The sequence below is a fragment of the Amycolatopsis sp. NPDC003865 genome (assembly GCF_053605345.1).
The window spans coordinates 482072-495018 of record NZ_JBSGJA010000004.1; the positions used below are offsets into that span (position 1 = coordinate 482072).

11 protein-coding genes are annotated in these 12947 nt (G+C 70.7%); 8 read left to right on the forward strand and 3 right to left on the reverse strand.

The window, feature by feature from the left end; translation table 11 throughout:
• The first annotated feature begins 74 nt into the window (after positions 1–74).
• The 3 genes from paaI to ACWEVP_RS13890 are packed head-to-tail and all read left to right on the forward strand — an operon-like array spanning position 75 to position 2355.
• Positions 75–491, forward strand: a complete 417-nt coding sequence (gene paaI, locus ACWEVP_RS13880; RefSeq protein WP_452062892.1) for a hydroxyphenylacetyl-CoA thioesterase PaaI — start codon at positions 75–77, stop codon at positions 489–491.
• Entirely contained in the window at positions 488–1765 is a 1278-nt protein-coding gene (gene paaK, locus ACWEVP_RS13885) for a phenylacetate--CoA ligase PaaK (protein WP_452062893.1), read from the forward strand. The genes paaI and paaK overlap by 4 nt, the downstream gene beginning before the upstream one ends.
• Entirely contained in the window at positions 1762–2355 is a 594-nt protein-coding gene (locus ACWEVP_RS13890; RefSeq protein WP_086675234.1) for a TetR/AcrR family transcriptional regulator, read from the forward strand. Before paaK ends, ACWEVP_RS13890 begins: the two co-directional genes overlap by 4 nt.
• A 30-nt stretch (positions 2356–2385) precedes the next feature.
• On the opposite strand, the gene ACWEVP_RS13895 is transcribed toward ACWEVP_RS13890, so the two are convergent.
• Positions 2386–2697, reverse strand: a complete 312-nt coding sequence (locus ACWEVP_RS13895) for a hypothetical protein (protein WP_452062894.1) — start codon at positions 2695–2697, stop codon at positions 2386–2388.
• A 171-nt stretch (positions 2698–2868) separates the two neighbouring features.
• Between ACWEVP_RS13895 and ACWEVP_RS13900 the strand changes: the two genes are divergently transcribed.
• Entirely contained in the window at positions 2869–3540 is a 672-nt protein-coding gene (locus tag ACWEVP_RS13900; protein ID WP_452062895.1) for a TetR/AcrR family transcriptional regulator, read from the forward strand.
• Here ACWEVP_RS13900 and ACWEVP_RS13905 read toward each other — a convergent pair.
• The gene (locus ACWEVP_RS13905; RefSeq protein ID WP_452062896.1) at positions 3461–4516 is read right to left on the reverse strand and encodes an AraC family transcriptional regulator; all 1056 of its coding nucleotides are present in this window, start codon (positions 4514–4516) and stop codon (positions 3461–3463) included. The two genes, ACWEVP_RS13900 and ACWEVP_RS13905, sit on opposite strands and share 80 nt — an antisense overlap.
• Before the next feature lie 79 nt (positions 4517–4595).
• Here ACWEVP_RS13905 and ACWEVP_RS13910 point away from each other — a divergent pair, with 79 nt between their 5' ends.
• From ACWEVP_RS13910 to ACWEVP_RS13920, 3 genes are all read left to right on the forward strand, one after another.
• Positions 4596–5690, forward strand: coding sequence for a winged helix DNA-binding domain-containing protein (locus ACWEVP_RS13910; protein WP_452062897.1), 1095 nt, complete (start codon positions 4596–4598; stop codon positions 5688–5690).
• Positions 5691–5765: 75 nt separating this feature from the next.
• The gene (locus ACWEVP_RS13915) at positions 5766–7226 is read left to right on the forward strand and encodes a flavin-containing monooxygenase (RefSeq protein ID WP_452062898.1); all 1461 of its coding nucleotides are present in this window, start codon (positions 5766–5768) and stop codon (positions 7224–7226) included.
• The gene (locus tag ACWEVP_RS13920; protein ID WP_452062899.1) at positions 7226–8884 is read left to right on the forward strand and encodes a GMC oxidoreductase; all 1659 of its coding nucleotides are present in this window, start codon (positions 7226–7228) and stop codon (positions 8882–8884) included. Before ACWEVP_RS13915 ends, ACWEVP_RS13920 begins: the two co-directional genes overlap by 1 nt.
• A 56-nt stretch (positions 8885–8940) precedes the next feature.
• Here ACWEVP_RS13920 and ACWEVP_RS13925 read toward each other — a convergent pair whose 3' ends face one another.
• Positions 8941–10419 (reverse strand): chitinase, encoded by a 1479-nt coding sequence (locus ACWEVP_RS13925; protein ID WP_452062900.1) that lies wholly within the window; start codon positions 10417–10419, stop codon positions 8941–8943.
• A 145-nt stretch (positions 10420–10564) separates the two neighbouring features.
• Here ACWEVP_RS13925 and ACWEVP_RS13930 point away from each other — a divergent pair, with 145 nt between their 5' ends.
• Positions 10565–12931 carry a Tex family protein gene (locus tag ACWEVP_RS13930; protein WP_452062901.1) on the forward strand — a complete coding sequence of 789 codons (2367 nt, stop codon included), beginning with the start codon at positions 10565–10567 and terminating at the stop codon, positions 12929–12931.
• Positions 12932–12947 lie beyond the last annotated feature (16 nt).

Genomic DNA, 12947 nt, shown 5'->3' on the forward strand with positions numbered 1-12947 from the left:
CGGCCCCGGCCACTGCCTTTACTGAGCGACACCGCGGGGTGACCGTCCATTCGGTCAGTGAGGACGGAGGGTGCATGACCAACGCCGCGCACACCATGTTCGCCGCCGACAAGGCGTCGCGCGCGCTGGGCATCGAGCTCGCCGAAGCGAGCGACGGCCGGGCCGTGGCGACCATGACGATCACGCGCGCGATGGTCAACGGGCACGACATCGCCCACGGCGGGTACGTCTTCCTGCTCGCCGACACCGCGTTCGCCTGCGCGTGCAACACCCACGGCCCGGTGACGGTCGCCGCGGGCGCCGAAATCTCCTTCGTCGCGGCCGGCCGGCTCGGCGACCACCTGGTCGCCACGGCCACCGAGCGCACCCGCTACGGCCGCAACGGCATCTACGACGTCACCGTGCACCGGGAGACCCCCGAAGGGCCCGAGGTCGTCGCCGAATTCCGCGGCCGCAGCCGCGCCATCTCCGCGAAACGGGACCGACCATGATCGAGACGGACATCGGCGCGGACGAGCTGGCCGCCCTCCAGCTGGAACGTCTGCAGTGGACGCTCCGGCACGCGTACGCGAACGTGCCCGCCTACACGCGGAAGTTCGACGAGGCCGGCGTCCACCCGGACGACTGCAAGGAACTGGCCGACCTGGCCAAGTTCCCGTTCACGACCAAGCAGGACCTGCGGGAGAACTACCCGTTCGGGATGTTCGCCGTGCCGCAGGACCAGGTGCGGCGCATCCACGCCTCGAGCGGCACGACCGGCAAGGCGACCGTCGTCGGGTACACCGAGCAGGACATCGACACGTGGGCGACGGTGATGGCCCGGTCGATCCACGCGGCGGGCGGCCGGCCGGGGCACAAGGTACACGTCGCCTACGGGTACGGCCTGTTCACCGGCGGGCTCGGCGCGCACTACGGCGCCGAGAAGCTGGGCTGCACGGTGATCCCGGCGTCCGGCGGCATGACCGCGCGGCAGGTGCAGCTGATCACCGACTTCAAGCCCGAGATCATCATGGTCACGCCGTCGTACATGCTGACCCTGCTCGACGAGTTCGAGCGCCAGGGCGTCGACCCTCGTGCGTCGTCCCTGAAGGTGGGCATCTTCGGCGCCGAGCCGTGGACCGAGCAGATGCGCGCGGAGATCGAGGAGCGGTTCGCGCTCGACGCCGTCGACATCTACGGGCTTTCGGAGGTGATGGGGCCGGGCGTCGCGCAGGAGTGCGTCGAGACGAAGGACGGCCTGCACATCTGGGAGGACCACTTCTACCCCGAGGTCATCGACCCGTACTCCGAAGAAGTGCTGGGCAGCGGGGAAACCGGCGAGCTGCTGTTCACGTCGCTGACCAAGCAGGCGCTGCCGATCATCCGCTACCGCACCCGCGACCTCACGGCGCTGTCACCGGGCACCGCGCGGCCGGCGTTCCGGCGGATGGCCAAGGTCACCGGCCGCACCGACGACCTGATCATCCTGCGCGGGGTCAACGTCTTCCCGACGCAGATCGAGGAGATCGTGCTGCGGACCGACGGGCTGAGCCCGCACTTCCAGCTCGTCCGGTCCACGCGCGGGCGGCTCGACCACCTGACCGTGCGGGTGGAGGCGCGGCACGACGCCTCTTCCGGCGTCCGGGAGGAGGCGGCTTCTTCGCTGGTCAGCGGGGTCAAGGACGGCGTCGGCGTGACGGTGTCGGTGGAGGTCGTCGACCCGGACACCCTGGAGCGGTCCATGGGCAAGATGCGCCGGATCATCGACCAGCGGGAGCGGCCGTGACGGCCCCGCGCCGCGGCCGCCCCGGCTACGACCTGGAGTCGTTGCTGCAGGTGGCGGTGAAGCTGTTCAACGAGCGCGGCTACGACGGCACGAGCATGGAGGACCTCTCCCGCAAGCTCGGCATCACGAAGTCCGCGATCTACCACCACGTGCCGAGCAAGGAGGAACTGCTGCGGCTGTCGGTGGACCGGGCGCTGGACGGGCTGTTCGAGGTGGCCGCGTCGACCGACCAGCTGGACGGGCGCGCGATCGACCGGCTGGAGCACCTGGTGCGCGGCAGCGTGCTGGTCCTGGCCGACCGGCTGCCGTTCGTGACGCTGCTGCTGCGCGTGCGCGGCAACACGAAGGTGGAACGGGCGGCGCTGGCGCGGCGCCGCGAGTTCGACCGCCTGGTGACGGACTTGGTGAAGCAGGCGGAGGCGGAGGGCGACATCCGGCCCGACGTCGACCCGTCGGTGACCGCGCGGCTGATCTTCGGGATGGTGAACTCGCTGATCGAGTGGTACAAACCGCGCCGCGGCTCGGCGGCGACCGAAGTGGCGGACGCGGTGTGCAAGGTGGCCTTCGAGGGCCTGCGCACCACCTCCTGAGGGTGAAACCGGGTTCACCCTCACGAGCGGTCAGTCGCCGGCGGTCTGGGGCGGGCGCCCCGCTTGCCAAAGCAATGCGTCGCGCAGCTGCTCGATCAACCGCTCGTCGTCCGCTTCGGACGGGTCCACCCCCAGCGGGATCCAGCGCTCGGAAACCTTCGCACCCTCGTCGTACCCCGTGATCACGATTCCGGAGTACGACAGGGATCCCTCGTCCGCGCAGTCGCCGTCCGGGAGGGGTTCGTCCGGCTCGAAGCTCTCGTCGAAGCTGACGTGGCGATGCTGCAGGCGGACGCTCACCCAGCGTCCGGCCGGCCGGATCGGCGCGTCTTCTTCGGTCATCTGCTCCTGCCCCCGGTCGCGGGTCCCTGCCGTCTCGTCGCATCCGGACGCCGCGGAGTTACCGGCGGGTTGTTCCGGTTGCGTAACGACGGTGTCCCACGCGAAACAGACCTTTTGACGAAGGGTCAACTACTTGTTGACAGCGTGCCGATCCCCGGCGAGGCTGGGCGGATGACCAGTGGGACCCGGCCGCGGCGGCGCCGCCTCGAACCGGCCGAACGGCGGGCGGAGATCCTCGCCGCCGCGCGGCACCTGTTCGGCGCCGGCAGCTACGCGTCGGTGTCCACTTCGGACATCGCCGAGGCCGCCGGGGTGGCGCGCCCGCTGATCAACCACTACTTCGGCGGCAAGCGCGAGCTCTACCTGGAAGTGGTGCGGCAGCTGATGATCGTGCCCGCGCCGGTCACCGAAGCCCTGCCGGACACCACGATGGAGGAGCGGCTGGCGATCGGCGTCGAACGCTGGATCGACGTCGTGGACCGCAACCGCGACGCCTGGCTGACCGTCATCGGCCCGGAATCGGCGGGCCGCGACCCGGAGATCGAGCGGATCATGCTGGAGGCCGACGAGGTCGCCGCCGACCGCGTCCTGGAAGCCGCGCTGATGAGCGACGTGACCGAAGGGCGGGACGAGCTGCGGGCGATGATCCGGTCGTTCGGCGGGATGCTGCGGGCCGCGTCGCGCGAATGGCTGATCCGCGGCACGCTCGACCGCGCGGCGCTGCGCACCTTCCTCACCGACTCGATCCTCAACCTGCTGAAGCTCACCTACCCGGCGGTGCTTGCCGGGCGGCCCGGAACCGGCGGGCGAACGCCGCCGGGGTCATCCCGGTCCAGCGTTTGAACGCGTAGATGAAGCTCGACGCCTCGGCGTACCCGAGCCGGTAGGCGACGTCCTCGACGGACAGGACACCGGTGTCGAGCAGTTCTTCGGCCAGTGTCTGGCGGACCTCGTCGACGAGCGCGCGGTAGCTGGTGCCGGCTTCGGTCAGCCGCCGCCGCAGCGTGCGCGTGCTGAGCGCCAGCTGGCCGGCGATCTCGTCCATCCCGGCGTCGACGCCGCCGAGCCGCACCAGGCGCTCGCGGACCTGCTGCGAGATGCCCGAACGCCGGCGTTTGCGCCCGACGAGCTCTTCGCACTGCGCGGCGCACAGGGCGACGGTCTGCTCGTTGGCCTGCGGCAGCGGCAGGGCCAGCAGCGCCGGGTCGAGCGTCGCGCGGCAGGCGTCCGCGCCGAACCGCGGCACCACCCCGAACGCGGCCCGGTACGGCTCCACCGTGGACGGCCCGTGCCGGAAGCTCAGGTCTTCCAGGGTGATTTCCGGCAGCAGGTCGTGCATGACCGAAAAGATCGCGGCCAGGTCGCGCAGCACGAGGAACCGGGCGACGTCGGCGGGCACGCGGCTGTCGTCGAGCTCCAGCGTCAGCTTGCCGGCCGCCAGCTCGACGTGCGGGATGCAGAAGGCGAAGCTGAGGTCGAAGTAGCGCAGCGCGAACAGCATCGCGTCACGCAGCGTCGGGCTGCTGATGCACGCGAACCCGAAGATGCCGAAGGTGCTGACGCGGTAGCGGCGCCCGAGCTCCAGCGCCGTCGCGTCCGAGCCGTCCAGCTCGGCCAGCGCGCGGACGACGGCCAGCTCCTGCCGCGCGTCGACCTGCACCGAGGGGTCGGCGAGCAGCTCCGGCGAGAGCGTCGTCGCGGCCAGGAGCTTCCCGGCGGGCAGCCCGCGGTCGGCGGCGAACCGGGTCATCAGCTCGATGCTCGCGGTGCCGCGCGGGAAGTCCCAGTCCCCGACGGCGGGCGCGGCGAGCTCGGCCATGGCCGGAAGTATGGATGACGGCCGTTCGCGGGTCGAATCGAGGACCGGAACTGTCCGGGGTGATCGTTAGGGTGACGGCGTGGAGACCTTGAGCAGGCGGGCCCTGAACCGCGCGACGCTGGAGCGCCAGCTGCTGCTGCGCCGCGCGAAGACGACCCCGCTGGAGGCCGTGGCGCACCTGGCCGGGCTGCAGGCGCAGGCGCCGTTCCCGCCGTACTTCGCGCTGTGGTCGCGGCTGCACGCGTTTCGGCCTGCCGACCTCGCGGAACTGCTGGAGAGCAGGCAGGTCGTGCGGATCGCGCTGATGCGCGGCACGGTCCACCTGGTGACGGCGGCGGACGCGCTGGCGTGGCGGCCCGTCGTCCAGGCGCTCTACGAGCGTGACCTGAAGACGAACACCCAGCACGCGCAGGCACTGGCCGGGCTGGACCACGCCGCGATCGCCGCCGCGGCGCGTGAGCTGCTTTCGCGCTCGCCGTTGCCGAGCACGGCGCTGGGTGCGGCGCTGGCGGAGAAGTGGGACGTCCCCGCGGCGTCCCTGACGCACCTGGCGCGGGCCCGCCTGCCGCTGGTGCAGACCCCGCCGCGGGCGATCTGGGGCAAGGCCGGGCAGACGACGTACGCGTGCCTCGACGAGTGGGTCGGCGAGCCGCTCCCGGCGCCTTCGCCCGCCTCGCTCATCGCGCGGTACCTGCGCGCGTTCGGGCCGGCGTCGGTGGCGGACGTGCAGGCGTGGGCGGGCATCACCCGGCTGGGCGAGGTGGCCGCGTCGATGGACCTGCGGCGGTACCGCGACCCGGACGGCCGCGAACTGCTCGACCTGCCGGAGCTGACGGTGCCGGACGAGGACGTGCCGGCGCCGCCGCGGCTGCTCGGGCCGTTCGACCAGATGATCCTGTCGTTCGCGGACCGGACGCGGGTGATCTCCGACGCCTACCGCAAGCGCGTGATCACCCAGAACGGCCTGGTCAAGGGCACCCTGCTGGTCGGCGGCCAGGTGCGCGGGTTCTGGGAGCTGCGGAAGGAGCGGAAGACGGCGCTCGTCGAGCTGTCGCCGTTCGAGAAGCTGCCGAAACGCGATCTGGGGGCGTTGGAGAGCGCGGCCGGGCGGCTGGCGGAGTGGGCGGAACCGGCCGCGGAGACGCGGGAGGTGCGGATCCACCCACCGGAGTGAGCCTGGCCGGAATTCTCGATTGAGTGACCGTTCGTGGCCTGTTGTCACAGGCCTCCGCTGCGTAGCTTTTTCCGCATGAGTAGTTCGGCGAAGGGGCCGTCGGTGCTGATCGTGGGCACCGGGTTCGGCGGTATCGGGACGGCGGTCGAGCTGAAGCGCGCCGGGTTCACCGACTTCACGATCCTGGAGAGCGCGGCCGAGGCCGGCGGCGTCTGGCGGGACAACACCTACCCCGGCGCCGCGTGCGACATCCCGTCACCGCTGTACTCGTACTCCTTCGAGCCGAACCCGCGGTGGCCGAAGCGGTTCTCGCACCAGCCGGACATCCTGGCCTACCTGCGCGGCGTCATCGCCAAGTACGGCCTCGAGCCGCACATCCGGTACCGGACCGAGGTCACCGGGGCGGCGTTCGACGCCGACCACGGCGTCTGGCGCGTCGAAACGCCGGACCGGACCTACGAGGCCACCGTCTTCGTCCCCGCCGTCGGGCAGCTGTCGCGCCCGGTGCTGCCGGACATCCCCGGCCGCGAGAGCTTCGCCGGCGACGCCTTCCACTCCGCGCGGTGGGACCACGGCGTCGAGCTGACCGGCAAGCGCGTCGCCGTCATCGGCACCGGGGCCAGCGCCGTCCAGTTCGTGCCCGAGCTGCGGAAGTACGCGAAGCACGTCACGGTCTTCCAGCGCACGCCGCCGTACGTCATGGCGAAGTCCGACCCGTCCTACCGGCGGTGGCAGCACTGGCTGTTCGAGCACCTGCCGCCCACGCAGCTGCTCGGCCGGCTGCGGATCTTCCTGCTCGCCGAATACGCCACCTACGCGATGACGAAGCACCCCGTGCTGGCGAAGATGTTCGAGCTGCGGACCGCGCAGCTGCGGCGCCGCCACATCAAGGACCCCGAGCTGCGCGCGAAGCTGACACCGGCCTATCCCCTGGGCTGCAAGCGGATCCTGTTCACCAACGACTACCTGCCCGCGCTGGCGCAGCCGAACGTCGACGTCGAGACGCGGCGGATTTCGTCGATCACGCCACGCGGCGTGCGCGTCGAGGACGGGACGGAGGTCGAGGCGGACGTCCTGGTGTACGGCACCGGGTTCGCCGCGACGGAGTTCCTCGGCCGGATGAAGGTCACCGGCCTCGACGGCCGGTCGCTGCGGGACGAGTGGGCCGGCGGCGCGCGGGCGTACCTGGGCATGGCCGTGCCCGGGTTCCCGAACATGTTCTGCGTCTACGGGCCCAACACCAACCTGGGCGCCGGGTCCATCATCTACATGATCGAGCGCCAGGCGCGCTACATCCGGCAGGCGGTGGAACAGCTCGCGCGGCCCGGTGTGTCCTATGTGGATGTCCGGGCGGACGTCGAGCAGCGCTACGACCGGGAGGTCCAGCGGCGGCTGGGCCACAGCGTCTGGAGCGCGTGCACCAGCTGGTACCGCCAGGCCGACGGCCGGGTGACGACCAACTGGCCGGGTCTGGTCACCGAGTACGACCGCCGGACCCGGCGGCTGGACGTGGGTGACTACCGGGTGGTGGCGTGATGGACTACGACGTCCTGGTGATCGGGTCCGGGTTCGGCGGCAGCGTCACGGCGCTGCGGCTGACCGAGAAGGGTTACCGCGTCGGCGTGCTGGAGAGCGGCCGCCGGTTCGCCGACGACGAGTTCGCGAAGACGTCGTGGCGGCTGCGGAAGTACCTGTGGGCGCCCGCGCTGGGCTGTTTCGGCATCCAGCGGCTGACGTTGCTCAAGAACACGTTCGTGATGAGCGGCTCCGGCGTCGGCGGCGGTTCGCTGGTGTACGCGAACACGCTGTACGAACCGCCGGACAAGTTCTACGAGGACCCGCAGTGGGCGCACATCACGGACTGGAAGTCCGAGCTGGCGCCGTACTACGACCAGGCGAAGCGGATGCTGGGCGTGGTCGAGAACCCGGCGACGACGGCCGCGGACCGGGTGCTGTCCGAAGTGGCCGACGACATGGGTATCGGGCACACGTACCGCCGCACGCCCGTCGGAGTCTATTTCGGACAGTCCGGAGTGGACCCGTTCTTCGGCGGCGCCGGCCCCGCGCGCTCGTCCTGCACGCTGTGCGGCGAATGCATGACCGGATGCCGGGTCGGGGCGAAGAACACGACGGTGAAGAACTACCTGTACCTGGCGGAGCGGGCCGGGGCGGTCGTGCACCCGTTGACCACGGCGGTTTCGGTGCGGCCGATTCCCGGCGGCTACGCGGTGGACACGCGCCGGACGGGCGGCTTCTCGCGCCGGACGTTCACGGCGTCGGAGGTGGTCTTCTCGGCGGCGGCGTTGGGGACGCAGCGGCTGCTGCACCGGATGCGGGACACCGGGACCTTGCCCGGGTTGTCGCCTCGGCTGGGACTGCTGGCCCGGACGAACTCGGAAGCCGTGCTGGCGGCGCGGTCGTTGCGGGCGGACACGGACTACTCGCGCGGGGTCGCGATCACGTCGTCGATCCACCCGGACGCCGTGACGCACGTGGAGCCGGTGCGCTACGGGCGCGGCAGCAACGTGATGGGGTTGCTGGCGACGGTGCTGGTCGACGGTTCGCCGGGCCGCCGCCGGTGGGTGCTGGGCTTGCGCGAGCTGTGGCGTTCCCGGCGCAACCTGCTGCGGATCCACAACCCGCGGCGGTGGTCGGAGCGGATGATCGGGCTGCTGGTGATGCAGACCCTGGACAACTCCGTGACGACGTACACGAAGCGGGGGTTGTTCGGCCGCCGGATGACGACTCGTCAGGGGGCGGGGCAGCCGTCGCCATCGTGGATCCCGGCGGGCCACGAGGTGACGCGCCGGGTGGCGGAGAAGATCGGCGGTTTGCCGCAAGGCGCGTGGACGGATATGGCGAACATCCCGATCACGGGCCACTTCATCGGCGGCTGCACGATCGGGGATTCGGCTTCCTCGGGAGTGATCGATCCCTACCAGCGGGTGTACGGGTATCCGGGGCTGCACGTGGTGGACGGGTCGGCGATCACGGCGAACCTGGGGGTGAACCCGTCGCTGACGATCACGGCGCAGGCCGAGCGGGCAATGGCGTTCTGGCCGAACCGGGGTGAGGTGGACCCGCGGCCTTCGTTGGGCTCGCCGTACCAGCGCGTGGCACCGGTGGTGCCTTCGAAGCCGGTGGTGCCGTCCGACGCGCCGGGAGCGTTGAGGCTGCCGATCACGCCGGTGTAGCGCGTGAAGAGGCCCTCCCGGCCGCACGGGGCGGGAGGGCCTTCCTCAGCGCACGATCACGGCAAGCCCGCGAGGCCCGCCGAGACCGTGTTCGCGAACCCGTACCCGTTCGACGCGTCCCAGTTGATCGACCACGTCATCGCGCCGCGGATCGACGGGTACGTCGTCGACGGCTTGAACGAACCACAGGACGTTCCGCGGGCCAGGCAGTTCAGCGCCGAGACCGTGTTGGCCGGTGCCTGGTAGCCGCCGCCCGCCGCCTGCGACGACGCCGGCAGGCCGAGCCCGACCTGTTCGGCGCGCAGGCCGCCCTGGAGCTGGATGCAGGCCAGCGCCGTCAGGAAGTCGACCGTTCCCTGTGCGTACACGCTTCCGTTGCAGCCCAGCATCGTGCCCGAGTTGTAGTACTGCATGTTGACGACCGTCAGGATGTCCTTGATCCCCAGCGCCAGCTGGAAGTAGCCACCCTGCGTGCTCTGCATGTCGATCGTCTGCGGCGCCATCGTGATGACCTTGCCGCCGCCGTTGTAGATGCTGCGCAGCGCCTGGCCCATGTAGGTGGCGTTGATGCCGTTCTCGAGGTCGATGTCGACGCCGTCGAAGCCGTAGTTCGCGATCAGCGACTTCACGCTGTTCGCGAAGTTGTTCGCCGACGTCGAGTCGCCGACGCTGATCGTGCCGTTCTGGCCGCCGACCGAAATGATCACCTTCTGGCCGCGCGCCTGCACCGTCTTCACGTCCGCCTTGAACTGCGCGTCCGTGTAGCCGCCGAGCTGCGACGACAGCCCCGGGTCCAGCGTGAAGCTCACCGCGCCCGGCGTTCCCGTCGCGTCGGCGAACGACACCGCGATGATGTTGTACTTCGTCGGCACGTCGGCCAGCTTCAGCGCCTTGGCGCCGTTGTAGAAGTTCTGCCAGTAGCCGGTCAGCACGTGCTTCGGCAGGTCACCCTGGGTCGGCGGCGGCGTGGTCGTCGTCGGCGGGGTGGTCGTGGTGGTCGGCGGCGTGGTGGGCGTCGTCGGCGTGGTGGGCGTCGTCGGGGGCGGCGTGCCCGGGCCGTCGAGGCTGACGTCGTCGGCGTAGTACGTCGGCTGGCCGTACCAGCCGTGCAGGTACACCGTCAGCGACGTGCTCGAGCCGGTCGTGAAGCTCAGCGACAGCTGCTGGTAGCCGCTCGTGCCCGGCGTCCACGTGCTGGTCGTCGCCGAGCCGGAAACGCCCAGGTAGACGTAGCTGCCCTGGACCCACGCCGAGAGCTTGTACGCCGTGTTCGCCGAGACGGTGAGCGTCTGCGAGCACTGCGCGTTGTCCGACGACGTCGGCGTCGCGCTCAGCGCGCGGCTGCCGCTGTGCACCGGGGTGCTCACCGCGGTCGGCGTGGCGGTGCACGTCCAGCCCGCGGTGCCGGACTCGAAGCCCGGGTTGGCCAGGATGTTCGCCGCCGCGGCGTTGCCGGCGAGGACGAACGTCACGCCGAGACTCAGCGCGACCACGGAAAGTAACGAAAGCAGGGCTAGCCGGACCTTGGGGACCACGGGCGACCTCCACGACGGTGGTGAGGCAGGTCACCACAAAATGGACTAGACCAATCTGAATGTCAAGGAGCCCCATCCGAAAGTCGGGGTGGCGGAAACGGCAGAATGAGACGATCGGAACCAGGCGAAGCAGGAGCGTGTTGCAGTGAGCGTGTCGGTCGAGCAGAAGATCGCCGAAGAACTGGGCGTGCGCGAAGGACAGGTCAAGGCCGCCGTCGAGCTGCTCGACGGCGGGTCGACCGTGCCGTTCATCGCCCGCTACCGCAAGGAAGTCACCGGCATGCTCGACGACGCGCAGCTGCGCACGCTCGAAGAGCGGCTGCGCTACCTGCGGGAACTCGACGAGCGCCGGCTCGCCGTCCTCGAGTCCATCCGGAGCCAGGGCAAGCTCGACGACGCCCTCGAGGCGTCGATCCTCGCCGCGGACACGAAGTCGCGGCTGGAGGACATCTACCTCCCGTACAAGCCGAAGCGCCGCACGAAGGCCATGATCGCGCGCGAAGCGGGTCTCGAGCCGCTGGCCGACGGCCTGCTGAACGACCCGAACACGGATCCGCAGGCCGCCGCGGCGGTGTTCGTCGACGCGGACAAGGGCGTCGCGGACGCGCAGGCGGCCCTCGACGGCGCCCGCGCGATCCTCGTCGAGCGCTTCGCCGAGGACGCCGACCTCATCGGTGACCTGCGGGAAAAGATGTGGGGCCAGGGCCACCTGGTCGCCAAGGTCCGGTCCGGCAAGGAGGAGGAAGGCGCGAAGTTCGCCGACTACTTCGACTTCTCCGAGCCCTACACCAAGCTCCCCTCGCACCGCATCCTCGCGATGCTGCGCGGCGAGAAGGAGGAGGTCCTCGACCTCACCATGGCGCCGGACGAGCCCACCGACGAGCCGCAGGTCGGGCCGACGGAGTACGAGCAGCGCATCGCCGCGAAGTTCGGCATCACCCAGCAGGGCCGGCCGGCCGACAAGTGGCTCGGCGACACCGTGCGCTGGGCGTGGCGCACCAAGATCCTCCTGCACCTGGGCATCGACCTGCGGATGCGGCTGCGCCAGGCGGCCGAGGACGACGCCGTGCGCGTCTTCGCGTCGAACCTGCGCGACCTGCTGCTCGCGGCGCCGGCCGGCACCCGCGCGACGATGGGCCTCGACCCGGGCTTCCGCACCGGCGTCAAGGTGGCCGTAGTGGACGCGACCGGCAAGGTCGTCGACACCCACGTCATCTACCCGCACCAGCCGGCCAACAAGTGGGACCAGTCGATCGCCGAGCTCGCGGCCCTGTGCGCGCGGCACAAGGTGGACCTGATCTCGATCGGCAACGGCACGGCGTCGCGCGAGACCGACAAGCTCGCCCAGGAGCTGATCAAGAAGCACCCGGAACTGAAGCTGACGAAGGCCGTCGTGTCCGAGGCGGGCGCGTCGGTGTACTCGGCGTCGGCGTTCGCATCGCAGGAACTGCCGAACATGGACGTCTCGCTGCGCGGCGCGGTCTCGATCGCGCGCCGGCTGCAGGACCCCCTCGCCGAGCTGGTGAAGATCGACCCGAAGTCGATCGGCGTCGGGCAGTACCAGCACGACCTGTCCGAGGTCTCGCTGTCGCGCTCGCTGGACGCGGTGGTCGAGGACTGCGTGAACGCGGTCGGCGTCGACGTCAACACCGCGTCCGCTCCCCTGCTGACCCGGGTCTCGGGCATCACGACCGGGCTCGCCGAGAACATCGTCGCGCACCGCGACACGAACGGGCCGTTCCGCTCCCGGATGGCGCTGAAGGAGGTCGCGCGGCTGGGCCCGAAGGCGTTCGAGCAGTGCGCGGGCTTCCTGCGCATCCCGGACGGCGACGACCCGCTGGACTCGTCGTCGGTGCACCCGGAGGCGTACCCGGTGGTCCGGCGGATCCTGTCGAAGACGGGCACGGACCTGCGGTCCCTGATCGGCAACACGCGGACGCTGTCGTCGTTGAAGCCGGCGGACTTCGTCGACGACACGTTCGGTCTCCCGACCGTGACGGACATCCTGGCCGAGCTGGACAAGCCGGGCCGCGACCCGCGCCCGGCCTTCAAGACCGCGACGTTCGCCGAGGGCGTGGACAAGATCGGTGACCTGAAGCCGGGCATGCGGCTCGAGGGTGTCGTGACGAACGTGGCGGCGTTCGGCGCGTTCATCGACGTCGGGGTGCACCAGGACGGGCTGGCGCACGTTTCGGCGCTGTCGAAGAACTTCGTGAAGGATCCGCGGGAGGTCGTGAAGCCCGGGGACATCGTGAAGGTGAAGGTCCTGGACGTCGACGTGCCGCGGAAGCGGATTTCGCTGACGCTGCGGCTGGACGACGAGCCGGGCGCGCCCGCCGGGAACCGCGGCGGTGGCGGCGGCCGGGACCGCGGCCAGCAGGGCGGCGGCGGCCAGCGCCGGGGCGGCTCCGGTGGCGGGGATCGGCGTGGCGGCGGCCGGGACCGCGGCGGCAACTCCGCGGCGAGCGGCTCCATGGCGGATGCGCTGCGGCGGGCCGGTTTCGGCAAGTAGGACTCCGGTGACGGCG

Coding starts and splice junctions, on each gene's coding strand:
- ACWEVP_RS13905 (WP_452062896.1), bottom strand. CDS start 4,516: ATGGCCGAGCTCGCCGCGCCCGCCGTCGGGGACTGGGACTTCCCGCGC.
- ACWEVP_RS13915 (WP_452062898.1), top strand. CDS start 5,766: ATGAGTAGTTCGGCGAAGGGGCCGTCGGTGCTGATCGTGGGCACCGGG.
- ACWEVP_RS13900 (WP_452062895.1), top strand. CDS start 2,869: ATGACCAGTGGGACCCGGCCGCGGCGGCGCCGCCTCGAACCGGCCGAA.
- ACWEVP_RS13920 (WP_452062899.1), top strand. CDS start 7,226: ATGGACTACGACGTCCTGGTGATCGGGTCCGGGTTCGGCGGCAGCGTC.
- ACWEVP_RS13895 (WP_452062894.1), bottom strand. CDS start 2,697: ATGACCGAAGAAGACGCGCCGATCCGGCCGGCCGGACGCTGGGTGAGC.
- paaI (WP_452062892.1), top strand. CDS start 75: ATGACCAACGCCGCGCACACCATGTTCGCCGCCGACAAGGCGTCGCGC.
- paaK (WP_452062893.1), top strand. CDS start 488: ATGATCGAGACGGACATCGGCGCGGACGAGCTGGCCGCCCTCCAGCTG.